Raw genomic sequence first — 25,979 nt, 5'->3', positions numbered from 1 at the left:
GTTCTGTCTCGGGCATGGCGTCATCGTAAAGGCCACTTTGCGTTCGGGCGTCCCCGGCCATCTGAGCGATGGCCGGTCGCGCTGTCGTGCGCGTAGCGCATCGAGCCTCGCTGCGCGAGTCTCGCCCCTGTCGGGCTTCCATCGTTCCCTCGCTCCGCTCGGCTGACGCCTCCGGCCCGGCTTCCAGCTTCGGGCCTGCGCGCTTTGCTTGCCGTGCGGTCGGCACATAGGGATGGCCGTTGCCTTGTCCAGCCGTCTCCCCTGACTTCATCACCTTGTCCGCGACTGTAACCCGCGCCCGTGTGCCGTCAAGGCGCGCAGGGCCGTGTCCTCGGCTGCGCCTGCGGGCCGCATCAACCCTGCGCTTGTTTCCTTGACGGCCCCCGTCCGCGCGCTCCTGACCGTCGCGGGCGATGAACTCAGGAAAGACGGTGGCAACAGGGCCAACCGGGTTCCTCGTGCCGACCGCACCAAACAGCCGAATGGCTGGGCTCCGAATCTAGGAATCCGGTGTGCGGTTTGAACAGCAAACCTTTTTCGTCAGGAGAAATGCCATGCAACTCGCATCCCGATTCGCTTCCCGTTCCCCGTCGCTGCGCAGCGATTACCCGCTGTCCGACGATCAAATCCGCAGGGTCGCGCCGTCCATCTTCGCGGACGCCCCGCACGAAAGTCGTTCCGAACGGTACGCCTATATCCCGACCGCCGCCGTGCTGGCGGAGCTTCGCAAAGAAGGGTTCCAGCCCTTCATGGCGTGCCAGACCCGCGTGCGCGACGAAGGCAAGCGCGAACACACCAAACACATGCTTCGCCTGCGCCATGCAAGCCAGATCAACGGCGCGGAAGCCAATGAAATCGTGCTGCTCAATTCCCACGACGGCACGAGTTCTTACCAAATGCTCGCGGGCATGTTTCGGTTCGTGTGCAGCAATGGCCTTGTCTGCGGCGACACCGTGGCCGATGTGCGCGTTCCCCACAAAGGCGACGTGGCCGGTTCCGTCATCGAAGGCGCTTACGAAGTCTTGCGCGGCTTCGACCGCGTGCAGGAATCCCGCGATGCCATGCGCGCCATCACCTTGAACGATGGTGAATCCGAAGTGTTTGCCCGCGCCGCGCTGGCCCTCAAGTACGACGACCCCGACAAGCCCGCGCCCATCACGGAATCGCAAATCCTGATGCCGCGCCGCTTTGATGACCGCCGCCCGGACTTGTGGAGCGTGTTCAACCGCACGCAAGAGAACCTGACCCAAGGCGGCCTGCGCGGGCGCAGCGCCAACGGACGCCGCCAGCAAACCCGCCCGGTGCACGGCATCGACCAAAACATCCGCCTCAACCGTGCGCTTTGGCTGCTGGCCGATGGCATGCGCCAGTTGAAAGCCTGAATTCCCATGCGGCAGGGGCACGCAGCAGCCCTTGCCGCTTCTCTCGCTGCTGCATCCCTAACCGCAAGGAGTCATCACCATGAACGCCGTTACCCAAATCGAACGAGCCATCGAAACCGCCGCGCCGCTGGAAGTGGCCGACCCGACCAAGAACCTGATTCTGGTTCCGCTCTCGCAGTTGCTGCCGCGCCGATCCAAGCGCAACGCACGCAAGACCCCGCGCCTGTCCATTCCCGAACTGGCCGCGAGCATCGCCCGCATCGGTCTGCTGCAAAACCTCGTCGTCATCCTGTCCGCCGATGGAGAGCAATACGAAGTGGTGGCGGGCGACCGCCGCCTGACCGCGTTGAAGCTGCTGGCGAAGAAGAAGCGCATCGCCGCCGACTTTGAGGTGCCTTGCCTGCTGGTGCCCGACGCTTCGGCCCGTACCGTCAGCCTCGCGGAAAACCTGCTGCGTGAGCAGATGCACCCGGCCGACCAGTTCGAGGCGTTCGCCGCGCTGGTCAAGGAAGGCCGGCCCATCGAGGACATTGCCGCCGACTTCGGCGTGTCCCCGCTGGTGGTGCAGCGCCGCTTGAAGCTGGCCAACGTCTCGCCGCGCCTGCTGGCCGACTACCGGGCCGCAGCCGTCACGCTGGAACAGTTGATGGCCCTGACCATCACCGACGACCACGCCGCGCAGGAAGCCGCGTTCTACGATGCGCCCGAATGGCAGCGTGGTGCGTCCGCGCTGCGCGAACGCCTGACCGAGCGCGAAATCGACGCCACGCATCCGCTGGTGCGCTTCGCCGGGCTGGACGCCTACACGGCGGCGGGCGGCGGCATCCGCCGCGACCTGTTCGCGGAAGGCGATGCCGGAACCTATCTGACCGACGCCGCGCTGCTGGAAACGCTGGTGCGCGACAAGCTGGATGCGCTGGCCGGGGACGTGCGCACCGAGGGTTGGGCGTGGGTCGAAGCCGTGCCGCACATGAGCTATGCAGAGCGGCAGGCGTTCCAGAACGCACCGCGCCAGCGCCGCGAACCGAGCGCCCGCGAAGCCCGCCGCATCGCATCGCTGCAAACCCGCCTCGACAAGATCGACGCCGAACTGGAAGAAGCCTACGACGCCGAGGACGAGGACAAGACCGAAGCGCTGGAACCGCGCCGCGAACAGGTCGCCGGGGAACTGCAAGCCGTGGAGGAAGCCTTGCAGGGCTACGCCCCGGACGTGCGCGCCGTGGCCGGTGCAATCGTCACCCTCGACCGCAGCGGCGAAGCCTTGATTCATCGCGGGCTGCTGCGCGAAGCCGAAGCCAAGGCGCTGCGCACGCTGGAACGCTTGCGGCAGGGTTTCGGTAGCGCGGAAGGCGAAGCCGGGAACGACGACGAAGGCGAGGACGCCGAGCAACTCAAGGCCGCGAGCCTGTCCGACCGGCTGGCGCAGCGTTTGAGCGCGCATCGCACCGCCGCGCTGCAAATCGAAGTGGCCCGGCATCCGCAAGTCGCGCTGGCCGCGCTGGCGCATGGCATGGTGCAAACCGTCTTGCAGGGCAGCCACTACGGCCACGACTTGCCGCTGGGCGTCAGCCTGAAAGTGCAAGACCGGCTGGAAGGCATGGCCCCCGACTGGCCCGAGTCGCCCGCCGCCGTGGCCCTGCGCGAGTTGCAGCAGGTCGAAGGTGAAGCGCTGCCGCAGGACAGCGCCGAACTGTTCGCCGCGCTGCTGGCGATGGAGCAAAGCGAGCTGGTGCGGCTGCTGGCGGTATGCGTGGCGGCGACCGTGGACGTGGTGACGCCTCGCGCCACGGCGCACCAGCCGGGCGCGGAACTGGCGCAGGCCGTGGGGCTGGACATTGCCGCATGGTGGCAGCCCACCGCTGACGGGTATTTCCAGCATGTGCCGAAGGCCGCGATTCTGGAAGCCGTGGGCGAGTTCGCACCGTCGCACGCTGCCCGACTGGCGAAGTTGAAGAAGGCCGACATTGCCAGCGAAGCCGAACGGCTGGCCGATAGTACGGGCTGGATGCCCGCCGTGTTCAAGAGCGGACACGACACGGAGCCGCAGGACGGCGCGGAGGACTTGGAAGATGCTGCCGACGTAGTGGAAGCCCACGCGCTCGCCGCCTGATATAGCAGCATAACCCCGGCGCACAGCGCCGGGGTTTCAACGATGCCATCGGATAACGCTGAAAGCCAACGTAGGGTTAGCCAAGTCCTGGCAACGCCGGCGGCACCGCATGAATCCAGCATCCAGGGCTTTCACTATCAAAGAAGTCCACATGGACAGGCCCTAAATCATCCTGAATGACTTGGTAGGCATAGTTGCAATAGACCTGATTGCCACCAAAAACGGAGACCGCCACCCGTTGGATGCCGGTTCCGCGCATCCGTCGCAATAAATGCCGATCGTGCTCCCCGAGTCCCCAGCCGAATAACGTCAATGTGAACCGCTGTGACGTAAGTACCTCCCGGTACACCGTAGAAAGGTAATAACTATTCTGAATAGAGGAAACTTTCTGCAGCATCGTCCCTTCGCTGACAAACAGCGGCACAACGCGCTCACTGCGCCACTCCGCAAGGATGGCCTCCAGCAAACCTTCCCCAGCGTTGTGAATCTTGAACTCCTGCTCCACTGCAGTTCGGCACAGAGCCAGACTTCCATGCGGATAAAACACCAAGGTGTTAGTCCGTTCCCTATAGGGGGCTCGAAATCTCTGCCAAGCATCATCGAACATGCCATTCCCCAGGAAGCAATCCTTGAATAGATGTCCGTCCTGAATGTCGAGTCCATAGGTCATCGTCCAATAGACCAGCAAGTCATAGTTCAAGGAAATTACCGTATCGAACCCTCTGAGGAACTGGTACATGCTTGGCAAATGACCACTCACTAGATCATATGCAGGATGCACGTCGCGAACGGCTTGAATCAAACACTCTCTGACATTCAGGTAGGCTTGATGCGTGCGATTGTCTGGTATCTGTAGTGACCTATTGACGTTTGACGCTTGCCAGACCAGTCGAAGGATCAACTCGAAATCGGATGTTCGGAAAAAGCCAAAGAGTTGCTGTACATCAGCTCCGAGTAAGCCTGCTCGCTGGGCATGATCCAGCAACGAGCCATAGCCAAAACTCGGTGAAACAGCAATGCTCGCCCCATTGCCCAGCAGAATCGTACCTCGATGGTAATTGGGTGCAACGTGCTCCCACGGCACAACGGGATATGGCATATATGGTTCTCCCTGTTCCTTTGATGACTCGTTGTCGAATAATAGCTGTGACGAGTCATTCTCCGTTGTCACTCTACCTGGGTGTTAAGGCTGTATGGACGTGTCGGCACGATGTGCCGCCGGATCTTCGGGCTGCGCCCCGTGCTACTTTTGCCGTCACGGCTATTCGGCTTCAATCCCTCACGCCTTCGAGCCGACGCTTTCTTCCGGGGGGGGGCGGCGCACGGCCCAACCCCGCCACGCGTAGCTTGGCACCTCTCGAACACTGCCGAACTGGCACTGCCGGTTTAGCCAGGTTAGCGCCCCGGCGTACTGTGCGGGGCTTGTGGGGCTACGCCCCGGCTTGCTGCGGCAGGTTGTGCCAAAGCGTGCCGTCCTCGACGCTGGCGGTTCGCGCCTTTACGTCACGAAGGACGGTTCACCGACACGCCACCCGGCCTCGCTATGGAGCATCCACGCCACGCCTCAAGCCCGTCGCCGCAATCTGCGGCAAGGAGCGTTCTCGCTTGTCGTTGGGAACCAGCTTGGCCTTGCCAGTGCCAGGGTGCAAGCCGGTGAAGCCGTCACGCGGGGATGCCGAGTCGGCCACGTCTCCATTCGGGAGCGGGCGGCCTGTGCGTCCTTGGCTTGTCGCGAATCCTGGCGAGGGAACGGCTACGCCTTGGGCTTAATGGCCGCAACCTTCCAGCGAAAACAATTTCCCCTGCGCTGCGCGCATTTCTCGCGGGACAAATTCTTTTCGCTTCCAGGCTCTCCACGGTGTTGCGACCGCTGCGCGGTGCGGCTAGCCCATCCCCCGCCGGCCGGATCACAACAAGGACGCACTGGCGCGACCTTGTTCACCCCGAAAGGAGAAAAATCATGGCTAACATCGGCACCTTCACCGCAGAGAAAGACGGCTTCACCGGCACGCTTCGCACCCTGACGCTCAACGTCAAGGTCAAGCTGGTTCCCAACGACAAGGGCGACAGCGAGAACGCCCCCGACTTCCACCTTCAGGCGGCCGGCCACGAGATCGGCGCGGCGTGGAAGAAGACCAGTGAGGCCGGGCGGGATTACCTGTCCGTGAGCATCGACGACCCTTCGTTCCCGGCGACGGTCTATGCCCGCCTGATCGAGAACGAGGACGGCACGCACGACCTGATTTGGTCGCGCAGCAAGCCCAAGGCAGCCTGACAGCCGCCCACCGCGCCCCGCCCATTGCGGCGGGGTGCCTTTCGCTGACAGCCTACGTCTCGGACACTGACGCGAGCTGGCTTTCCGTCGCGGCCATCAGCACGGCGGTACTGCAACTAAGCGCGCTGGCGATCTTGAAGATGATTGCCAGCGTGGGCATGTGCTCGCCACGCTCGACCTTGCCCATATGGGAACGCTCGATACCAGCCAGGTTGGCCAGCGATTCCTGCGCAATCCCGCGTTCCATCCGCAGCGCACGCACCGCCGCGCCGAAGGCTTGCGCCAACTCGGCATCGAAGGTGGTGGCACCGGCCGGTCGGCCAGGTTGTACGGATCGCTTCTGCATAGACAGAAGCGTCCAGTCGCGGGACAATTAAAACCACGTTATCTTTAACTCATGAAAGTAATTTAGTCCGCTTCCGTGCTTTTACTGAAATCCGCAACTGCGGATTTCACCAGACCCGGGGAGCCGCATCCGTGTCTTTCCTGACCTGCGTAATTCCGCTCCTGCGTTTCCGTGCATGTACGGATTCGATGGCTTGCGCCTTCGTGCTTTCCCGCCAAAGCACGCATCCGCTTCGGTGGTTCCGCGCTTCGGTGGAAAATCGTATCCGTGCATCCTCGAATGCGTGGGGATTCGGGCCATGACCCAGCCGCTCGTCACCGGTGAACAGCAAGCGCAACTGCTTGCCGTCGGCGCGGCACGCGCCGCTGGCCGAAGCATCGACCCGATGCCGGCGGTGCGACTGTTCACCCCTGACGCGCACGCCACCTGGCTGCTGGCCGCGCTCGACCCGGCCGATGGCGATACGGCATGGGGGCTGATCGACCTGGGAATAGGCATGCCCGGCCTGGGCCATGTGAAGCTGTCCGATCTGGCGTCCATCGTCGGGCCGCGCAAGCAGCCGGTGATGCGCGATCGCTACTTCCAGCCCGTGCGGCTGCTGTCGGAGTACCTGCGACTGGCCGAGGAAAACGGCTCGATCACCGACTGAGCAGTCCCAGCCAACGACGGCGCATTCTGACTATTTCAGTCTTACCCAAGACCTGCGCGGTCTGAATCCGCACTCTTGCACCGAAGCGGTGCGCTTCTGTTGCAAACAGTCATGATCTTTGGCGCGGGCTGCTGCACGGTGCTCCATGCTGCGCACCATTTTTGTGGCGGCGCAGCCGTCGCATTCAGATGATTTCCGCAATGCCTTGGAGCGAATCAGTCTTGACACCAGCAGTTACAGCCTACCCCGATTTTGATGACGACTTGATGGCGACTCGATAGCTCTCGCACGGCGGAATCCGTGGCGACGTTCCTGCTGAATGACAGGAGGCCGCGTCATGGCTGACCCGAGCGCCGAACACTGGTATCCGACCGCCGCGTATCTCTACACGCTGCATCTCGACGGCCCCGCGCTGGCGTGGGAATACCTGCGCCGTCACCCCGACTACCGCCGCGACTGGCTGCGCCGGCGCCGCCGGCCAGAGGCCGCCGCGCGCTGGGGATTGCGCCTGCTGGAAGATCCCGCCCTGGATGCGCGCGACGCGCATCCGGCCTGGTTCCCCGATCACGATGCGGTGGTGCAGCTCTACCCGGATGCCGACCCGCCGCCCGACGCGGTGGCCTTCGCGTTCTGGCGCCTCCCCGGCCAGAAGCACCTGATCCACGATGGCAGGCGCCTGGTGCTGCTGACACGCTGGCCGGGCTGCTGCCTGCGGCTGGTGATCGCTCCCGGCCTGGAGGATGGCATGGCCTACGCCTATGCCATCCGCGCCTGTGCCGCATCCTGCGGACGCTATCAGGCGCTGGCGGCCGAACTGGACAAGCTGGCCGCCGCTGGCGATGCAGCGCCAGCGGGAACGGCGCGGTCGCGGCCGGCACCCGCTGCGTTGCTGGAGTTGAACACGCTCCAGGCGCTCGACGGCACCCTCGCGGGCGCGTCTCTGCGCGACGTGGCCGAAGGGCTGTTCGGCGTCGATGCCGTCGCCGACGACTGGTACGCCGACAGCGCCTTGCGCGCCCGCGTTCGCCGGCTGGTACGGCGGGGCGATGCACTGATGCGCGGCGGCTATCGTCGCCTTGCACAACTTCCGCCGCTCAGGGAGGGACGTTCTGTATCCCCTGCAAAACGTCCCTGAGCAGGAAGCCTTGCTTTCTTGAAAGTGCCTCTATCCGGCCGCGTGGTGTGGCCGGGCTTGATGGAGGTACATCCCATGCGACCCGCTCCCTTGCGGCCTGCCGCCGCTGCTGTCGCTGCGCCCGTGCAGCCCCAACGCTACCTGACCAACGACGAAGCCGCCGAATACCTGCGCCTGTCGCCGCGCACGCTGGAGAAACAGCGCGTGATCGGCGGCGGGCCAAAGTTTCGCAAGTTCGGCCGCCGCGTCATGTACGCGGTGGCCGACCTCGATGCCTGGGCCGACCAGCGCAGCTACGAGGCCACGTCTGACCCGGAATACGCCGAGCGCCATGCAGGCGACTATCGCGATGGCCGCTGATCGTCGGCTCGCCGGTGGCCATCGTCATGTCCAGCCCATCGCTGCCATCGGGGCAGCGATCGCAGCAGCGGGAACAGCTCGACCTGTTCCGCGCGCTGCCGGGCGACGGCATGGCGCCGCGCGACAGCCAGGACTTGATGGCCTTTCCGTTCTTCTCGCTGGCGAAGTCGCGGCGCACGGCGCCGATCGACTTCCGCAGCGGGAACATCACCATCCGCGTGGAAGGCACGGCCGAGCATGGCATCGCCACGATATGGGACGCCGACGTTTTGATTTGGGCGGCCTCGCAGATCGTGGAAGCGCGCGACGCAGGCATTCGCCCGTCGCGCTTGATACACGCCACCCCATACGAAATCCTGCGCTTCATCGGGCGCGGCACGTCCCTCAACGACTACCAGCGCCTGAAAGCCGCGCTCGACCGGCTGCAATCGACCAGCGTGGCGACTTCAATCCGCGAAACCACCGGGCGACGCCTGCACCGCTTTTCGTGGGTGAACGAATGGCGCGAGCTGGCCGACGCCAGCGGCATGCCGCTGGGCATCGAGCTGATCCTGCCGGACTGGTTCTATGCCGGCGTGCTCGATGCCGCCCTGGTGCTGACCATCGACCCGGCCTATTTCCGCTTGAAGGGCGGCATCGAACGCTGGCTGTACCGCCTGGTGCGCAAGCACGGCGGGCGGCAGGAACACGGCTGGCAATTCGACTTCCGGCACCTGCACCGCAAGTCCGGCAGCGCGGCGCGCTTCTCGGACTTCGCCTACGACCTGCGCGTGCTGGTCGCGCGTCAGTCGCTGCCCGGCTACGTCCTGGGCATCGAGCCGATGCCGGGCGAAAGGCTGGAACTGCTGACCTTCCGGCCCGTGCCGTCCACGGCACGGGGATAACTGCGGGAAAAGGTGTGGACGGCCTCGTGCTATCAGGAGTACGGGGTATCGTGCTATCGGGAGTACGCCTATCGTGCTATCAGGAGTACGAAAACGCCGCAAAGCCAGTAACGGCGCGGGTTTGCGTCCCCTCTAACTTACCTAACGAGGTTGTAAAAAAACTAACTTTAGAGGCGCCGGCGCTGTGGGCTTCTGTATCGCGTGCCGCGAAGGGGCGGTCTGAATTCCGTGCAGCTACCGACGCGCTCGATGATTCCAGAAGAGCCCCGAGGGGCACGCAAACGGCCTGTTATGGCCCCTCATGCCCGCCATCCACTGCCTGCCAGCTTCTCGATGTTGTGCACCATGCAGTACAGATGCCATTGCGTGTTGACCTTGTGGCGTCCACGCAGGTTGAAGCGCGCCAGCCGCTTGTTGTGCCGCAGGTTGCCGAACACTGGCTCCACGGTGCCAATGCGTCTTCCATAGCGCCTGCGACCTTCCGGCGAATCGATGGCCGTGCGCATACGCGTGATCGCATCGTCGCGCTCGACTACGTTCTTCGGCTCCACCCAGTCAGGGCTGCGTGCGCTGAACAAGTAGACCTTGCGTGCGGGCGTCCGGTCCGGATGACGCAAGCACTTGGCCCGCAATTCGCACGGCCCGCAGTCATCCGCGCTCGCCTTGTAGTCCTGGCGGTGCAGCCCCTTGTCCACCAGGTAGGTGCTGCCGTTGCTCACCAGCGTCTTGCCCGCGGGGCAGAGGCAGGTGCCGTCATCGCGGAAGTCGAAATCATGCGGACGGAAGCGTTCCTTGCCGCTGGGTTTGCGCGTCTTCAGTGTCTTGTCGTAGAGCACGTCGTGCTTGGGCTTGAACCGAGCCTGGTTGGCAAGCCGTTCATCGCGCTTACGCATCTGCTTGTCAGCGATCAACGCAGGGATGCCGCGTGCTTCCAACTGCTCGACATTGTCCTTGGTGTGGTAGCCCGAATCGGCCAGCACCAGCGTATGGTCCTGGCGATAGGCTACGGCCTGCTCGACCATCGGCAGCAGCATGCCGTGCTCGGCGACCGAACCGACGACATCGGCGGCCACGATGATCTGGTGATCACCATCGACGGCCGCCTGTGCGGCGTAGCCCTGGATCACGCCCTTGCCGGTGGCCATCTTGCCGCTCTCCGGATCGGTGACGTTGGTCTTGATCTCCTGGCCCTGGCCATTGAGGCGCTTGGGTGCCTGGGACAGGAACTCGCGTGTGCGGGCTGCTTCGCGCCGCAACGCTTCTACACGCTTGCGACGGCGCTCATCAAAGTCACCGTCGTTGCCAATGCGATCCTGTCCCTGGTGCATCGACACGATCCGCTCGGCTGCGCGCTCCAGTCGCACGGCGCGCTGGTGAAGTTCTTCGTGCGTGCCACTGCACTCCTTGCTGGCATTGCTCGGCAGCTTGACCCCGTCGATGGCGAACAACTCGCCACCGATCAGGCCCTGCCCATCGCAGGTGACCAGCACCTGGGCGAACAGCGCCTTGACCTGTTCGCCCAACTGGCTAACGAACTTGGCGATGTGCGCGTGGCTGGGCTGGCTGTTCCCGCTCAGGGCGATGAACTGCACGTTGTGCAGGCAGGCGCGCTCAATGGCGCGGCTGGACAGCAATCCCTGGCTGTAGGCGAACAGCACGATCTTGAGCATCACCCGTGGGTCGTAGGCGCTGGCGCCGGTCTCGCCATTGCGAAACCGAGCATCCAGTTCGCTCAGATCCAACTCGTGATTGACCAGGTAGTCCAGTGCGAAGGCGAAGCTGCCCGGCACGATCTGCTCGGACAGCACCACCGGCAGGAACAGGCCATTGCGTTCTTGCGGCTTGTAGCGGGGCATCGGCAATCCCGGTTGTCTCGACCTGTTGAATTTACCGTGGGAGAACGGACATGGATCAGTTTTTTTACAGCCTCAACTATAAATCTCTAACTTTTAGTAGAAGCGCGCCGTTTCGGTGGACAACCACAAAACGGCACGGCCAGGCCGGCTTTCCAGCAGGGAGGGCCACGCCATGATCGTCGCGTTTCTCAACCAAAAAGGGGGCGTCGGCAAGACCACGCTCGCCACCCACATCGCCGGCGAACTGGCGCTGCGCGGCCAGCACGTCATCCTGCTGGATGCCGACCCGCAGGGTTCCTCGCTGGACTGGACGCAGCGCAGAAGTCAGCAGGGCTTGCCACGGTTGTTCAGCGCCGTGGGCCTCGCCCGCGAAACGCTGCATCAGGAAGCGCCGGAGCTGGCCCGCCGCGCCGATCACGTCATCATCGACGGCCCGCCGCGCATCGCCGCTCTGGCGCGCTCCGCGCTGCTGGCGGCCGAGCGCGTGCTGATTCCCGTGCAGCCCAGCCCGTATGACCTGTGGGCCAGCGCCGAGATGGTGGCGCTGATCCGTGAGGCGCAGGTGTTCCGGCCTGCGCTGCGCGCGGCCTTCGTCATCAACCGGCGCGTCAGTACCACCATCATCGGCAGGGAAGCGCGGCAATCGCTGGCCGAACAGCCGCTTCCGGCGCTGCGCTCGGAAGTGCATCAGCGCATCGTATTCGCCGACAGCGTGGCCGCTGGCCGGCTCGCACGCGAGACGGCACCCGACAGCGCCGCCGCCCGCGAGATCGTCGCGCTGACCGACGAACTGCTGCGGTGGCCGACATGAGCCAGCGCAACGGCAAGCGCATCGCCATCGGCGCGCGTCCGCCTGCGAATCCGCACGCCGAGGCGTGGGTTCGCCAGGGCGAGGCCGGCGGCATCCAGAAAGGCGACCTCTACACCGCGCGCCTGACCCTCGACATCACGCCCGCGATGCGGGCGCGCATCAAGGTGTCGGCATTCACGCAGGGCGTGACCGTCGCGGAACTGCTGCGCGGTTTGCTGGAACGAGAGTTTCCAGAACACCGGATGGAGAACACACCATGACCGCATCCGCTTCGCCTGCCGCTGGCGCGGCCACGGCTGCGCTGTCGCTGCATCCCGCAGCACTCGCCGGCCAAGCCGGCAACGTGCCACTGACCCGCGTATCGCTCGCCTACATCGAGCCGCGCTTCAAGCTCTATCTGCGCTTCGGCGAACCTGCGCGCACGCTGCGGCTCGACCACTGGCGGCGCTGCGCGGTATTCCTGCCGGGCGCGATGTTCTGCCGCATCCGCTGGCAGGCCAACGACTACGGCACCGTGCGCTGGCAGCTCATGGTGATCCAGGCCGGCACGCCGCTGGACGCCGTGCAGCGCATCCCCGGCGTGCGGCCCGGCGCACGCCTGCTGCTGCACGCCGAAGGCGAAAACGCGGTGCGTGCCGTGCTGGAACGCATCGACGGCATCGAGGCGCAGGGCATCGCCGCCATCGACGTGTCGCCCGCGTACTGGCGCACGCTGGGCAACCGTCTGGCGGCCCGCCTGGCGCTGCCCGAATACACCGCCGAGCGGCACGCCGCCTGGCTGGCCGGGAGGGCGCTGCCATGACCGCTGATTCCACCACCGCACGCACACCCGAAATCGCGCCGCGTTCTCGCTCGCGCCTGCGCGCTCGCATCGTGCTGGCGGGCTTCGCCGTCGTCGGCCTCGCTGCGCTGGCCTGGGCGGCTTTTGTGCAGCCGCTGCCGCGCCTGATCTACAACCCGTCCGACAGCGTTCCGGCCGGCTGGTATCGCGTGCAGCCGCTTGACCATCGGGCCGCCTCGCTGCCACGTCGGCTGGAAGTGGGCAGCATCGTCCTGACCCGATTGCCCGCCGACGCTGCCGCGCTCGCTGCGCAGCGCGGCTACCTGCCGGCACACGTTCCACTACTCAAACGTGTGGGCGCGGTCGCGCCGCAACACGTCTGCATCGTCGCCCGTCAGGTTCGCATCGACGGCGTGCCTGCGGCCGCCGCGCTCCTTGTCGATCGACTGGGCCGGCCGCTGCCATCCTGGCAGCATTGCCGCCCGCTGGCCGAGGGCGAGCTGTTCCTCTTGAGCGTGACCAATCCGGCATCGTTCGACAGCCGCTATTTCGGCCCGGTCAGCGCATCCGCCGTGATCGGCGTTGCGCATCCGATCTGGCTGGAGACACGCCCATGATGGCCGCCGATTCGCTGCACGTTGCCGTGCATCTCATCGTGCCATCGGGCATGCCGTTCCGGCTGCTGCCGTGTCGTCACGCGTACAGCGCGGGCGCATTCGCGCAACATCCGGCGCAGCGGTCCAACGTGCAAGCGTCTTGCCTCGAATGCGCCCGGCCTACGGCCGTCGCCGCGTTCGCCGACGCGCTGGCTGCTCACGCAGCAGCGCCGCCGGGCCGCCGGTGCCTGGAGCGTCAGCGGAAGGCAAAGGCGGAAGGCAAGACAAAAGGACGTGGCACCGGGCCGCGTCGAAAGCCAGTCTGCACATGGGGGTGGCGCGGCACGGAGCGGCTTCGCCGCCGTGCCGCGTTCGGCGCGAAGGTCGCGCCAATGCGGGCATGTCCGCGTGCTTCGCACGACCGGACACGCCAGAGCTTGCAGGGAGAACGGCCATGACCGACCGCCGCGACGACGATTTCCGCGTGCGCCCCAGCGCCCCGAAGAACCGGGGTAAGGGCCAGGGGCAGAGCTTCGTTTCCAAGGTGCTCAAGCAGGCCGGAAAAGCCAGCAGCGGCAAGTCGGCGGTGCGCCGTCCTGGGGCGGCTGCCACCGGCCAGCGTCCCGGCTCACGCCTGGGGCGCGGCCATACGGCGGCGCGCTTCGCCGGCGCGAAGCTGACGCCCATGTCGCGGCGCGTGACCATCAAAACCTTGCTGGTCAATCACCAACGGGCCAGCCCACAGTCGCTCGCCAAGCACCTGCGCTACATCGAGCGCGACGGCGCGGGTCGCGATGGCGAACCGGGCCGGGCCTACGGGCCACAGGCCGACGAAGCTGACCTCGATGCCTTCAAGGAACGCTGCGCCGATGACCGCCACCATTTCCGCTTCATCGTCTCGCCGGAGGACGGGGCCGAACTGGACGACCTGCGCACCTACACCCGGCATCTGGTGGATCGCATGGAAGCCGACCTGGGCACGCGGCTGGATTGGGTGGCGGTCGATCACTGGAACACCGACAACCCGCACACCCACCTGATCGTGCGCGGGCGCGACGACACCGGCAAAGACCTCATCATCGCGGGCGACTACATCGCCGATGGCTTCCGCCACCGCGCCGCCGAGCTGGCGACCGAATGGCTGGGGCCGCGCACCGAGCTGGAGATCCAGCAGACCTTGGGGCGCGAGGTGGAACAGGAGCGGTGGACGAGCCTGGATCGCACCTTGAAGCGCGAGGCCAGCGACGATGGCCTGGTGCATGTCGAACGGCTCAACGAACCCCGCTTGCAGCGCCAGCGCCTGCTGCTGATCGGCCGCCTGCAGCGCTTGCAGCGCCTGGGCTTGGCCGACGAGGCGCAGCCGGGCTCCTGGGCCATCCATACCGATGCCGAGAAGACCTTGCGCGCCCTGGGCGAGCGTGGCGACATCATCCGCACGATGCAGCGCGCCATGAGCGGACAGCCGCGCGAGCTGGCGGTGTTCGAGCCGGGCGATGACGGCCGCACCATCTTCGGCCGCGTAGCAGCCAAGGGGCTGGCCGACGAACTGCACGACCGCGGCTATCTGGTCATCGACGGCGTGGACGGCAAGGCCCACTACGTCGCGCTGAACGCCCGCGACGAGCTGGCGAACTATCCGACCGGCGCCGTGGTGGAGGTGAAGGGATCGGCCGACGTGCGCGCCGCCGACAGGAACATCGCCGCGCTGGCGAGCGATGGGCTGTATCGCACCGATCATCACCTGGCGATTGAGCAAGGCCGAGCCAAGCCCGGTCGTGACCCGCAGGAAGTCGTTGCGGCCCATGTCCGCCGACTGGAAGCCCTGCGCCGGGCCGGCATCGTGGAGCGCGTGGCCGACGGGCTATGGAAGGTGCCGGACGACCTGGCCGAGCGTGGCCGCCGCTACGACGCGCAGCGCCTGGGCGGTGTGGCGGTGGAGCTGAAATCGCACCTACCCATCGAGCGGCAGGCCCGCGTCATCGGCGCCACTTGGCTGGATCAGCAGTTGATTAACGGCGGCCGAGGCTTGGGCGACCTGGGCTTTGGTGGCGAGGCCAAGCAGGCGATGCAGCAGCGTGCCGACTTCCTGGCCGAACGGGGGCTGGCCGAGAAGCGCGGCCAGCGCGTGATCCTCACCCGGAATCTGTTGGCTACGCTGCGCAATCGGGAATTGGCGCAAGCCACGAAAGACATTGCCGCCGACACCGGACTGGAGCATAGGCCCATCGCCGACGGTCAGCGCGTGGCCGGCATCTACCGTCGCTCGGTCATGCTCGCCAGCGGTCGCTACGCGATGCTCGATGATGGCATGGGGTTCAGCCTGGTACCGTGGCGGCCGGTGATCGAACAGCGGCTGGGGCAGCAACTCGCCGCGACGGTGCGCGGTGGCGGGGTGTCCTGGGAGTTTGGGCCTCAGCGCTGGCCTGGCATCGGATAGAACTGTTGCTCATAAGCAAAGCCCCACCAACCGCCTTGAAAAGCGCCACCGCATCCTGCGGCCAATGCACCTGTGAGCGCGGTATGCTCGACTTCTCTATCGGCGGGTCTCGTTCGCTCACTATTCCCAATACCTGTCCGCGCTCCTTGCCCTGCCAGACCTTCTGGCGATCGACGGTACTCGCATCAGGTAGGTAATTGGGTCACAGGCTGGCGTAAATAGTGCCGCGGCGTGACCCTGAACCATTGCGCTTCCGTCCTAGCTGCGCCCGGCTTTCGAGTTGAATCTGTCATTGGAGTTATGAAGGGTGGGCGGACAAGCCTGCAGGATGAATTTCATTGATTCATGGGGACGCGAACACGGACGTAAGTGCCTCGGCCCGGCTGGCTGTCCAGATCAACCGAGCCGCCGTGCTTCGACACCGCCGCCTGGACGATGGCCAGCCCGAGCCCGCTGCCCGGTTTCCCGACCGACGTACTGCCGCGGTAGTGGCGCTCGAAGGCCAGGATGCGGTCTTCCTCGTCCATGCCGGGGCCGTGGTCGCCGACCTGGATCAGGACCATGCCGTTGTCTGCGGTCGCCCGCAGGTCGATGGGCGATCCGGGAGCGTACTTGCGCGCATTGTCCAGCAGGTTGCGGATGATCTCGCGCAGCATGGTCGGGTCCATGCAAACACGAAGTCCGGGAGCCGCCTGTACGGCGATCACGCGATCCGGTTCCAGTTGCCTGACCTCGGCCGCGAGTTCTTCCAGCGTCGGCACGAGCGCGATCCATTCGTTCGATGGGCGACGCATGACATCCAGCCGGGCCAGCAGCAACACGTCGGCGACCAGGGCGCTCATCCTTTTGACCTCCTGCTGCAGGCCATCGAGCTGGGTATAGGCGCTGGTATCGCCAGGGCGGATGGCGTGCCGCAGGTTGTCGAGCGAGGCGGACATCACCGCCAATGGCGTTCGCAACTCGTGCCCGGCCTCGGCCAGATGGCTTCGCAACCTTGACTCCTTTGCCTGGGCGTCGCGTGCGACCGTGGCCTGGGCCAGTTGCGCGATCAGGTATCCGACCAGCGCCGACAGCACCAGGCTGATGGCCGACACTGCCCAATAGCGCTTCAGCACGCCCGGACCCACGCGCGGATAGACCAGCAAGGCCATCAGCAGGATCGCCAACGCCAGCACGCAGCACACCGCGGCCGAAATCCAAGCCGTTCGCGTGGAGCGCTTCATCCGATTTTCTCCTCGATGCGCAGTGTGTAGCCCACGCCGCGCACGGTCTGGACCAGACGCGGGCTTCCATCGGCCTCCAGCTTCGCACGCAGCAAGGACACGAATCGATCCACCGTTTCCGTACCGACTTCGGCGTCCACTCCCCAGACCGACTCCAGCAACTGGCTCTTGCGGAAGACCCGCCCCTGCTCGCGCATCAGGCCGACCAGCAGATCGAACTCACGCGCGGACAGGGCCAATGGCGAATCCGACTTCCATGCGCGGCGCCTGAGTGGATCGACACGCAGATCCGCATACGCCAGCAGGTCGCTCGATCCCGCTCCGCGCCGAAGGTGCGCCACCAGCCGCGCCTTGAGTTCGTCCATGGCAAAGGGCTTGGTGAGGTAATCGTCGGCCCCGCCCTCCAGCGCCACGATCTTGTCCCCCAGTTCGGTGCTTGCCGTGAGCATCAGGACCGGCACCTGTGTGCGTTTGCGGATGAGCGGGAGAAGCGCCAGGCCATCGATGTCGGGCATGGCCAGGTCCAGCACGATGGCGTCCGGGCGGCGCTGTGCGATGCGCGCCAACGCCTCCCGACCGTTGGCGGCCGTGTCGACCTCGAACCCGCGCAAGCGCAGTGCGACTTCCACGGCGCGGCGCAGGTTGGGTTCGTCGTCGACGACCAGGATGCGGGGGCTCTGCTGCATGGGGTGCCTCTGCGGTGCCGGCTAAACCTAAACCAACCAGCCGCAGCGCATCCAGCCGGCTTTCCGGATTCCTTCCGATATCGCTCTCGAGACTGGCGGTGTCCGATCCGGGACAGTCATGGAGATACGACGATGAAGAAGCAGAATACGGTGATCCTGATGCTGGTTTTGGCCGTTCCACCGGCGTGGGCCGCCCAGGATACCGGCGTCAGCGGCAACGGGATGGCGGCAGGCCAAGGCTCGGCGAATGGACAAGGCCTCGCTGTCGGCCAAGGGGAGGCCAGCGGGACCGGCACGGTCTACTACCGCGGCGAAGATGGACTTATCCATCGCAAATCGGGTACCGGAACCGTGGATGGCCGTGGCGTCGCGGTGGGCGCAGGCGAGGTGGACGGAAAGGCACTGGTCGCCGGCCATGGGCGGGTCGAAGGGGATGGCGCCGTCCGGCCCACGCATGGGAACACCCCTGTCAGCGGTGCCATCGGAAGCGGCACGGCCACGGGAACAGGGGCGGCCATCGGCAAAGGTCAGGCCAGCGGAACGGGGACGGTGTATTACCGGGGCGAAGATGGCCGGATCCACCGCAAATCGGGCACCGGTTCGGTGGCCGGACGGGGCGTGGCCATCGGAGATGGTTCCGTCAAGGGCAAGGCCGCCGTACGAGGCAAAGGCCAGGCCCATGGCTATGGCATCAAGCGGCCTTGATAGCCAGACGCGCGGCGCCCCGGTCGTCTGACTGGGGCGATCACGTAGCTGGCTGTTACCCAAATGTGATCACTTGACACGTCAGCGCGGCATCCAGCAAGGCGTTGTCCCTGGCGTGTCTTCCACATCGAGCAAGAAGGAGCATGCAATGCACACTGCCATTCGCTGGATCGCCCCGATGCTGCTCTCCACACTGGCCGTTACCGGCTGTGCTGCCGCCCAGCACCGGGATTGGGACAACAATCCGCCCGGCCCCGCCGGCGGCCCCGGCACCAACTGGGAAAACCCGCCGGGCTGGCGTGGCGGTCCGGGCGCTTCGCCCAACCAGCGTTTCTACCGGCGCGACGGCGTGCGTTACGAGTTCAAGCTCGTCAGCGGCGGTTATTACTACAGCCCGCGCTGGGGCTATTGGCATCCGCGATACGGCTTGTGGAACCAGGGCCGCCGCTGCTGGATGGATATCGACAACAACCCGCCAGGTCCGGCCGGTGGCCGGGGCACCAACTGGGAAAACCCGCCGGGCTGGCGCGGCGGGCCGGGGGCATCGCCGGATCGGTTCGACCGTTGCCGTTGAACGTGCGTCCCGGACCCGCTTGTCGGACGCCACCTCGAACGATGTCTCATCACATGAGCACTGAAGGTCGTCACGCATGAACCGTCAGCACGCTGTCAGCGCGGCCAATCGTTTTGGCCTGGGCGCCCGGCCCGGTGAGATCGATTCGATCACCGACCCGCAGGAATGGCTCCTGGCGCAGTTGCGAATGCCGGCTTCGGAGCCGGCGTTGGCCGAATTGCCCGGCAGCCTGGAATATCTGCGCCAGGACATTGCCCTGCGGCAAACCCGGCGCGAATCCAGGCAACGCGGCCCGGCCGGGGGCGCGATGCCGCTGGCCAGGCGCCAGCGGCAGGCGCAATTGCATGAACTGCTGCTGCGCCACCAGGTTGCCGTGGCCAGCCCGACCAGCTTCAGGGAGCGCATGGTGCGGTTCTGGTCGAACCATTTCGCCGTGTCCGTGGACAAGCGCGTGGCGGCGCCCTATGCCGCGCCGATGGAGCGCGAAGCGATCCGCCCGCACGTGCTGGGGCGATTCGCCGACATGCTGCTGGCGGTGGAAACCCATCCGGCGATGCTGCGATTCCTGGACAACACGCGATCGGCCGGGGCGGACTCGAAACTGGCAGTCCGCGCACATCGGCGGAATCCGGAGCGGGAACTCGGGCTCAACGAGAACCTGGCCCGCGAGATCCTCGAACTGCACACGCTGGGGGTGCAAGGCGGGTATTCGCAGGCGGACGTGACCGAGCTGGCCAAGGCCATCACCGGATGGAGCGTGCCGGCGCCGCAGGACTTCGAGCGCGGCGCGCCGGTGCGTGCCTTCATGTTCCGCGCCAACGCCCATGAAGGCGGATCGCGCGTGGTGATGGGCAAGCGCTACGCCGAGGACGGACTGGCGCAGGGCCAGGCCGTCCTGGCCGATCTTGCGGTCCATCCCGCCACCGCACGGCACGTGTCGTGGAAGATCGCCCGCCACCTGGTCAGCGACGAGCCGCCGCAGGCGCTGGTGGAGGCGATGGCAAGAACCTGGCTCGCTTCCGGCGGCGACCTGGCGCAGGTATATGCCGCGTTGATCCGCCATCCGGCCGCCTGGGGCGAGTCGGCACGCAAGTTCAAGACGCCCGACGACTATCTGCTGTCGGCTGTGCGCGCCGGCGGCGTGCTGGACAGCTCCCGCCCGCAGGCCCTGTACACCTTGCTGGACAGGATGGGACAACCGCCGTTCACCCCGCGCTCGCCCGCCGGCTTCGCCGACGAGGCCGCACAGTGGAGCGGTCCGGATGCGCTCTGGAAGCGGATCCAGAGTGCGCAGGCGCTGGCCGAGGCCGTACCGGAGGATCGGCTCGATCCGGAAGGTACCGCCCGCGCCATCTTCGCCGACACGCTGGACGAAGAAACGCGGTCCGCCCTGCGCCGGGCCGAGTCGCCGCGTGACGGCCTCGCCCTCCTGTTCGCCAGCCCCGCCTTCCAGTGGAGGATCTGACCATGACGCTGACCCGACGCATGTTCCTGGGCGCTGCCGGCGCGGTGACCACGTTGACCCTGTGGCCGTGGCAGGGCCAGGCCCGGACAGCGGGCGATACCCGGCTGCTGGTCGTGCTTTTGCGCGGAGGACTGGATGGACTGCATACGCTGATTCCCCGCGACGATCCCCAATACCGCAGCCTGCGCGGCAGCCTGGTTCCCGACGATGCACCGGCGCTGGATGGCAGCTTCGCGCTGCATCCGTCGCTGTCTTTCGCGCACGATCTTTATCGGCGCAAGCAGCTGCTGCCGGTGGTGGCGGTGGCCCCTCCGTATCAGGAGCGTTCGCATTTCGACGCCCAGAACTGCCTGGAGAATGGCACCGGTCGCCCCAGTGGCGCCGGGACCGGCTGGCTCAACCGCTGTGCCGGCGCAATGGCCGATGGCGAGGCATTGGCCATCGGCAGCGTGATGCCGCTGATCATGCGTGGCCCGGGGGACGCCGCGACCTGGTCGCCGCCCCTGCCGGAGGACGTCAATCCGATCCTGTTGCAGCGGCTCGAGCCCCTCTATTCGCATGACGCGGCGCTATCCGCCAGTTTTTCCCGGGCAATGGCCACCCAGGGAACAGTCGCCGGCGTGGGCGGCCGCGCAGCGCGCATGGTGGCCGCCACCACGGCGGCGGGGCGCTTCATGGCCAAGGCCGACGGACCGCGAATCGGGTTCGTGGAGGATTCCGGCTGGGACACCCACGCCAACGAAGCCGCGATCCTGAAGAACAAGCTGTCCGAGCTCGACGTGGGACTGCGGGCCTTCCACGAGGCCGCGCAGCCGATCTGGGACCGCACGGTGGTGGTCGTGGTGAGCGAGTTTGGCCGGACCGCCAAAGTCAACGGCACCGGGGGGACCGACCATGGAACGGGAGGGCTGGCCTTGCTGGCCGGCGGGGCGGTTCGCGGGGGGCATATTGCCGGGCAGTGGCCTGGACTGGCTCCGGGCGATCTCAACGAAGGTCGGGACGTGCGCGTGACGACGGACATGAGGGCCTTGTTCAAGGGCGTGCTTGCCGGGCACCTGCGGCTGGACATGAGAACACTGGACACGGCGGTGTTCCCGGATAGCGGCAAGGTGCGCCCGATGGATGGGTTGCTGGTTTAGCACTCGAACCGTCGAGTCCAGGTCGCCGAAGATGCCGATCGGCGGGCGTTGCTGGAAAATCCCTCGACTACTTTGCTACTCCTGCCAGCCGCCACCAACCGCCTTGAAAAGCGCCACCGCATCCTGGGCCAATGCGCCTTGCGCGCTCAGCGCGGTCTGTTGCGCATCGAGCATGCTCAACGTCTCCACCAGCACGTCGCGCTCGCTCGCCGTGCCCAGCATCTGCTCGCGTTGCTTGCGCTGCCAGACTTCCTGGCGGTCGAAGGTCGCACGCGCCGCGTATGCGGCCTGGCGTTGCTGATAACCATAGTCCGACAGCGCATCCTCGGTTTCCTGTAGTGCGCCCAGCACGCTCTGACGGTACTGGGCAACGGTAGCCTCGTAGCCGGCGCGCGCCTGCGCCGTTTGCGATCGACGCGCACCACCGTCGAACACCGTGCCCAGCAGTTGCGCGCCGAGCGACCAGGTTCGCAGCGGCGCATCGAGCAGATCGTCGACGCTGCCGCCGACATAGCCACCGTTGGCCGACAACCCCAGGCTCGGGAAATACGCGGCCTGCGCGGCTCCCACCTGCGCATTGGCAGCCTTGACCCGTGCCTCGGCCGCCATCACGTCGGGGCGGCGCCGCAGCAGTTCGGCCGGCATCACCGCCGGGGGCGCCGGTGCCTCGAACCCGTATTCGGGCCTGGGAGCCAGCACGAACGATGACGGTGCCTGCCCGGTGAGCGCGGCCAGCGCATGCAGGCACCGGGCGCGCGTGGCCGAGGCCGCTTCCAGTCCCATGATGCTGCTGTCCAGTGCGTTGCGCGTCTCCACCACGTCGTTGGGCGAGGCGGTGCCAAGCTCATTCGCCCGTTCGGTCATCTCCAGCAGTCGGCCGTTGGCATCGACCTGATTCTCCAGTAGCGCCATCTGCACTTCGGTCTGGCGCAACGACAGATAGGTGCTGGCCACGGTCGCGGCGATGCTCAGCCGTTGCGCATGCAGATCCTGCGCCGAGGCCTCGGCCTGCGCACTTTGGGCTTCGGCGCGCCTGCGCACGGCTCCCCACAGGTCCAGCTCCCAGCTCACGGTACCCTGTGCAGTAGCTTGCTGGCGCACCTGTCCCTCGCCCAGCCCCTGCGCAGCCGCCGTGTTCTCGCTGCGGCTTTGCGAAACGCCCATGCTGACCTGCGGCCTCCCGGCCGCACGGACCTCGCCGATTGCCGCCTGAGCCTGGCGCCACGCGGCGTCCGCTGCCGCAATGGACAGGTTGGCCTGTTGCGCGCGCTCTTGCAGCTCATTGAGGTCGGGATCGTGCCAGGCCTGCCACCAGGCCTCGCCGTACCATTCAGTCGGTTCCGGGTCGGCACGCGTCCACACCATGCCGCCCTCCTCGAACCGTTCGGGGACGGGCAGGTCGGGCCGGACATAGTCGTGGCCCACGGTGCAGGCCGCCAGCGCCAGAGGCAGTAGCGCGCTGGCGAGCAGGCGCCTGCGAGATCGGGAAATGCGTGTCATGGTGGGGTCCTGCGGTGGAGGGTGCCGAATCGATCCATGAGCACATAGATCGCCGGTGTCGAATAGAGCGTCAGCACCTGGCTGAGCATCAGCCCGCCGATGATCGCCACGCCCAGTGGTTGCCGGAACTCGGAGCCGTAGCCGGAACCGATGACCAGGGGGACTGCTCCCAGGATTGCCGCAAGCGTGGTCATCATGATGGGGCGGAGCCGCACCAGACTGGCACGCAGGATCGCCTCCTGCGGAGACAGTCCCTCGGCGCGCTCGACCTGCAATGCGAAATCGATCATCAAGATCGCGTTCTTCTTGACGATGCCGATCAGCAGGATCACGCCGATCAGCGCGATGATGCTGAACTCGAAGCCCCCCGCCGCCAGCGCGATCAGCGCACCGATGCCGGCAGAGGGCAAGGTGGAGAGGATGGTCAGCGGATGACGCAGGCTCTCGTAGAGCATGCCCAGCACGATGTATACGGCCAGCAGCGCGGTGACAATCAGCAACGGCATCGTCTTGACCGTGTCGGCGAAGGCCTTGGCATTGCCTGCAGGCGCCGCGGCGATGCCTGGGTCCAGGTGCAGCGCATCGACCGCCTGCCGTATCGCGCGTTGCGCCGGTCCCAGCGAAGCGCCGGGACTGAGGTTGTAGGACAGCGTGACGGCGGGGAATTGGCCTTGGTGGGACTGTGACAGGCTGGTCTTCTGCACGCTCCAGCGCGCTATTGCCGACAGTGGCACCAGCTCGCTGCCGTGACCAGGCGTGACGTAGATCTGGTCCAGCGTCGCGGGGTTGCCAGCCTGCGACGGGTCCAGCCCCATGACCACGTGGTACTGGTTCATTTCCCGGTAGATCGTGGAAACTAGGCGCTGGCCGAAGCTATCGTAGAGCGCCTGATCGATGGCCTGCGCCGATACGCCGAGCCGCGCGGCAGCGGGCCGGTCGATCTCGATCTGCGCCTCGACGCTGCCGTCCATCAGGTCGGAGCTGACGTCGGTGATCAACGAAACCTTGCGCATGGCCTGTTCGACCCGCGCAGCGGCCACATCCAGGGCCGCGCGGTTGTCGGCCGACAAGGTGAACTGATATTGCCCGGCCGACTGCCGCCCGCCGACGCCGATGTCCTGCACGGCCTGCAGCGTCACTTGCACGCCGGCCTCATTGGCGAAGGTCTTGCGCAACTGGTCGATGACCACATCCGCGCTGTCCTGGCGCGGATCGTGCAGCGGCTTGAGCGTGACGTAGAGCGCGCCGGCGTTGGAGGCGCTGCTGCCGGTAGCCCCGAGGACGCCGATCACCTGGTCGACGGACGGATTGCCGCGCAACATGCGTACCACTTCGCTGAAGCGATCGCGCATCTGCCCGAAGGAGATGTTCTGCGGCCCATAGACCTGGCCCAGCAGCAAGCCCGTGTCCTGCTGCGGGAAGAAGCCCTTGGGCATGACCGCGAACACGACCAGTCCCAGGCCGACGACCGCAGCGGTAGCCCAGGCCATCAGCCGCGGGCGCTGCAGCGTCCAGCGCAGTGTGCGTCCATAGAAGCCATCGGGGGAAGCGCCCTGCCCATCGGGGTGCCGCGCGTCGTCCGCCGGACGCAACAGCATGCGGCTCATCATCGGGGTGACGGTGAGCGAGATGACCATCGATACCAGCACCGCGGCCGCAAGCGTGACCGAGAACTCGCGGAAGAGGCGTCCGACCAGGCCAGACATCAGCAGCAGCGGAATGAACACCGCCACCAGCGAGACGCTGATTGAGAACACGGTGAAACCAACCTCGCGCGCGCCGTCCAGCGCCGCCTGCACGCGGCTCTTGCCCATCTGCTGGTGGCGCATGATGTTCTCCACCACCACGATGGCGTCGTCCACAACGAATCCGGCCGCGACGATCAGCGCCATCAGCGAGAGGATGTTCATGCTGTAGCCCAGCGCCCACATCACTGCGAAGGTACCCAGCAGCGACAGCGGCACCGCGACCGCCGGCACCAGGGTGGCGCGCCAGTCGCGGAAGAAGACCGCTGTCACCGCGATCACCAGCAGGATCGACACCACCAGCGTCAGCTCCACCTCGTGCAGCGAGGCGCGGATGGTCTGGGTCCGGTCCAGCATCACGTCCAGCTTCATGGTGGCGGGCACGGCGGCCTGCAATTCCGGCAGCTGCGCGCGGACCCGGTCCACGGTCTCGACCACGTTGGCGCCGGGGCGCTTGCTGATGATCAGTGCCACGCCCGGCCGCCCGTTCATCAAGCCGAAGCTGCGGACGTTCTGCGTCGAATCGGTGACCGAGCCCAGGTCGGACAGCCGGACCACCGCGCCGGCGTTGTCGCGCACCACCAGGTCCCGGTAGGCGGCCGCCTGCAGCAGATCGTCGTTGGCGGCCAGCGCGTATTCGGCGTCGCCGACCTGCACCGATCCCTTGGCGCGACGCGCATTGGCACCGTTCAGCAACTGCCGGATCTGGTCCAGACCGATCCCGTACTGGCTCAGCCGCTGCCCGTCCAGCTCCACACGCACGGCCGGCAGCGCGCCGCCACCGACCTGCACATCGCCCACGCCTTCGGTCTGAAGCAGCTTCTGCTGCAGCAACGTGGATGCTGCGTCGTACAGCGCGGCACTGTCATCGGTCTGCGAGGTCAGCGCCAGCGCCATGATTGGCGCTTCGGCGGGGTTGACCTTGCGATAGGTCGGCACGCCGTCCATGTCGCTGGGCAGGCGGCTCATCGCGGCGTTGATGGCGGCCTGCACGTCGCGTGCGGCGCCGTCCACGTCGCGGGCCAGGTCGAACTGGATCACGATGCGCACCGAGCCGCTATAGCTGACCGACGTCATGTCGGTGATCCCGGCGATGGCGCTGAACTGGCGCTCCAGTGGCGTGGCCAACGAACTGGCGACGGTATCCGGATCGGCACCGGGAAGGTTGGCGGTAACGGCGATGGTGGGGAATTCCACCTGCGGCAGCGAAGCCACCGGCAGCATGCGAAAGGCCAGCAGGCCCAGCAGCATGATGCCGACGGCGATCAGAGTGGTGGCCACCGGCCGACGCACGAACGGACCGGACAGATCGATCGCCAT

The 25,979-nt window shown here is 66.3% G+C and carries 23 protein-coding genes; 16 read left to right on the top strand and 7 right to left on the bottom strand.

Going from position 1 to position 25,979, the window contains the following annotated elements; genetic code table 11:
• Positions 1-554 precede the first annotated feature (554 nt).
• The gene (locus tag VG556_RS07680; RefSeq protein ID WP_019184007.1) at positions 555-1,382 is read left to right on the top strand and encodes a DUF932 domain-containing protein; all 828 of its coding nucleotides are present in this window, start codon (positions 555-557) and stop codon (positions 1,380-1,382) included.
• A 79-nt stretch (positions 1,383-1,461) separates the two neighbouring features.
• On the top strand, positions 1,462-3,492 hold the full coding sequence (locus VG556_RS07675) for a ParB/RepB/Spo0J family partition protein (protein WP_019184008.1): 2,031 nt from the start codon (positions 1,462-1,464) through the stop codon (positions 3,490-3,492).
• A 76-nt stretch (positions 3,493-3,568) separates the two neighbouring features.
• On the opposite strand, the gene VG556_RS07670 is transcribed toward VG556_RS07675, so the two are convergent.
• Positions 3,569-4,591, bottom strand: coding sequence for a DUF4917 family protein (locus VG556_RS07670; RefSeq protein WP_026069906.1), 1,023 nt, complete (start codon positions 4,589-4,591; stop codon positions 3,569-3,571).
• Positions 4,592-5,452: 861 nt separating this feature from the next.
• On the opposite strand from VG556_RS07670, the gene VG556_RS07665 reads away from it, so the two are divergent.
• Positions 5,453-5,767 carry a DUF736 domain-containing protein gene (locus VG556_RS07665; protein WP_019184010.1) on the top strand — a complete coding sequence of 105 codons (315 nt, stop codon included), beginning with the start codon at positions 5,453-5,455 and terminating at the stop codon, positions 5,765-5,767.
• 52 nt (positions 5,768-5,819) lie between these two features.
• Here the strand turns inward: VG556_RS07665 and VG556_RS07660 are convergent, their stop codons facing one another.
• Positions 5,820-6,113: a helix-turn-helix domain-containing protein gene (locus tag VG556_RS07660; protein WP_005304583.1), complete on the bottom strand. Its 294-nt coding sequence runs from the start codon at positions 6,111-6,113 to the stop codon at positions 5,820-5,822.
• Positions 6,114-6,411: 298 nt separating this feature from the next.
• On the opposite strand from VG556_RS07660, the gene VG556_RS07655 reads away from it, so the two are divergent.
• The 4 genes from VG556_RS07655 to VG556_RS07640 all read left to right on the top strand — a co-directional run bounded on the left by VG556_RS07655 (position 6,412) and on the right by VG556_RS07640 (position 9,141).
• On the top strand, positions 6,412-6,762 hold the full coding sequence (locus VG556_RS07655) for a DUF2958 domain-containing protein (protein ID WP_019184011.1): 351 nt from the start codon (positions 6,412-6,414) through the stop codon (positions 6,760-6,762).
• A gap of 337 nt (positions 6,763-7,099) precedes the next feature.
• On the top strand, positions 7,100-7,897 hold the full coding sequence (locus VG556_RS07650; protein ID WP_019184012.1) for a DUF2285 domain-containing protein: 798 nt from the start codon (positions 7,100-7,102) through the stop codon (positions 7,895-7,897).
• 75 nt (positions 7,898-7,972) lie between these two features.
• Positions 7,973-8,257, top strand: a complete 285-nt coding sequence (locus tag VG556_RS07645) for a helix-turn-helix transcriptional regulator (protein ID WP_026069907.1) — start codon at positions 7,973-7,975, stop codon at positions 8,255-8,257.
• A gap of 26 nt (positions 8,258-8,283) precedes the next feature.
• On the top strand, positions 8,284-9,141 hold the full coding sequence (locus tag VG556_RS07640) for a replication initiator protein A (protein WP_180875454.1): 858 nt from the start codon (positions 8,284-8,286) through the stop codon (positions 9,139-9,141).
• Positions 9,142-9,440: 299 nt separating this feature from the next.
• Here VG556_RS07640 and VG556_RS07635 read toward each other — a convergent pair whose 3' ends face one another.
• Positions 9,441-10,997: an IS1182 family transposase gene (locus VG556_RS07635; RefSeq protein ID WP_019184015.1), complete on the bottom strand. Its 1,557-nt coding sequence runs from the start codon at positions 10,995-10,997 to the stop codon at positions 9,441-9,443.
• A 172-nt stretch (positions 10,998-11,169) separates the two neighbouring features.
• On the opposite strand from VG556_RS07635, the gene parA reads away from it, so the two are divergent.
• The 5 genes from parA to VG556_RS07610 all read left to right on the top strand — a co-directional run bounded on the left by parA (position 11,170) and on the right by VG556_RS07610 (position 15,622).
• Positions 11,170-11,808, top strand: coding sequence for a ParA family partition ATPase (gene parA, locus VG556_RS07630; RefSeq protein ID WP_019184016.1), 639 nt, complete (start codon positions 11,170-11,172; stop codon positions 11,806-11,808).
• Positions 11,805-12,068 (top strand): hypothetical protein, encoded by a 264-nt coding sequence (locus VG556_RS07625; protein ID WP_019184017.1) that lies wholly within the window; start codon positions 11,805-11,807, stop codon positions 12,066-12,068. The genes parA and VG556_RS07625 overlap by 4 nt, the downstream gene beginning before the upstream one ends.
• Positions 12,065-12,610 carry a DUF2840 domain-containing protein gene (locus tag VG556_RS07620; RefSeq protein ID WP_019184018.1) on the top strand — a complete coding sequence of 182 codons (546 nt, stop codon included), beginning with the start codon at positions 12,065-12,067 and terminating at the stop codon, positions 12,608-12,610. Before VG556_RS07625 ends, VG556_RS07620 begins: the two co-directional genes overlap by 4 nt.
• Positions 12,607-13,206: a S26 family signal peptidase gene (locus tag VG556_RS07615; protein WP_019184019.1), complete on the top strand. Its 600-nt coding sequence runs from the start codon at positions 12,607-12,609 to the stop codon at positions 13,204-13,206. Before VG556_RS07620 ends, VG556_RS07615 begins: the two co-directional genes overlap by 4 nt.
• A 433-nt stretch (positions 13,207-13,639) precedes the next feature.
• On the top strand, positions 13,640-15,622 hold the full coding sequence (locus VG556_RS07610) for a relaxase/mobilization nuclease and DUF3363 domain-containing protein (RefSeq protein WP_014646124.1): 1,983 nt from the start codon (positions 13,640-13,642) through the stop codon (positions 15,620-15,622).
• Between the two features lie 335 nt (positions 15,623-15,957).
• Here VG556_RS07610 and VG556_RS07605 read toward each other — a convergent pair whose 3' ends face one another.
• Entirely contained in the window at positions 15,958-16,845 is an 888-nt protein-coding gene (locus tag VG556_RS07605) for a sensor histidine kinase (RefSeq protein WP_014646125.1), read from the bottom strand.
• On the bottom strand, positions 16,842-17,531 hold the full coding sequence (locus tag VG556_RS07600) for a response regulator transcription factor (protein ID WP_014646126.1): 690 nt from the start codon (positions 17,529-17,531) through the stop codon (positions 16,842-16,844). Before VG556_RS07600 ends, VG556_RS07605 begins: the two co-directional genes overlap by 4 nt.
• A 132-nt stretch (positions 17,532-17,663) precedes the next feature.
• On the opposite strand from VG556_RS07600, the gene VG556_RS07595 reads away from it, so the two are divergent.
• From VG556_RS07595 to VG556_RS07580, 4 genes are all read left to right on the top strand, one after another.
• Positions 17,664-18,236 carry a PE-PGRS family protein gene (locus VG556_RS07595; RefSeq protein WP_014646127.1) on the top strand — a complete coding sequence of 191 codons (573 nt, stop codon included), beginning with the start codon at positions 17,664-17,666 and terminating at the stop codon, positions 18,234-18,236.
• 178 nt (positions 18,237-18,414) lie between these two features.
• Positions 18,415-18,810, top strand: coding sequence for a hypothetical protein (locus tag VG556_RS07590; protein WP_258014872.1), 396 nt, complete (start codon positions 18,415-18,417; stop codon positions 18,808-18,810).
• Between the two features lie 76 nt (positions 18,811-18,886).
• Positions 18,887-20,275 carry a DUF1800 domain-containing protein gene (locus tag VG556_RS07585; RefSeq protein ID WP_014646129.1) on the top strand — a complete coding sequence of 463 codons (1,389 nt, stop codon included), beginning with the start codon at positions 18,887-18,889 and terminating at the stop codon, positions 20,273-20,275.
• Between the two features lie 2 nt (positions 20,276-20,277).
• Positions 20,278-21,414: a DUF1501 domain-containing protein gene (locus VG556_RS07580; protein ID WP_014646130.1), complete on the top strand. Its 1,137-nt coding sequence runs from the start codon at positions 20,278-20,280 to the stop codon at positions 21,412-21,414.
• A 75-nt stretch (positions 21,415-21,489) separates the two neighbouring features.
• On the opposite strand, the gene VG556_RS07575 is transcribed toward VG556_RS07580, so the two are convergent.
• Positions 21,490-22,914 carry an efflux transporter outer membrane subunit gene (locus tag VG556_RS07575; protein WP_034010241.1) on the bottom strand — a complete coding sequence of 475 codons (1,425 nt, stop codon included), beginning with the start codon at positions 22,912-22,914 and terminating at the stop codon, positions 21,490-21,492.
• The gene (locus VG556_RS07570) at positions 22,911-25,979 is read right to left on the bottom strand and encodes an efflux RND transporter permease subunit (protein WP_019184021.1); all 3,069 of its coding nucleotides are present in this window, start codon (positions 25,977-25,979) and stop codon (positions 22,911-22,913) included. The genes VG556_RS07575 and VG556_RS07570 overlap by 4 nt, the downstream gene beginning before the upstream one ends.

Origin of the sequence: Stenotrophomonas sp. CASM106 (genome assembly GCF_049384825.1) — a bacterium.
Taxonomy (GTDB): Bacteria; Pseudomonadota; Gammaproteobacteria; order Xanthomonadales; family Xanthomonadaceae; genus Stenotrophomonas; species Stenotrophomonas muris.
The sequence above is the reverse complement of the archived record's forward strand: the minus strand, read 5'-3'. Positions and strand labels throughout refer to the sequence as shown.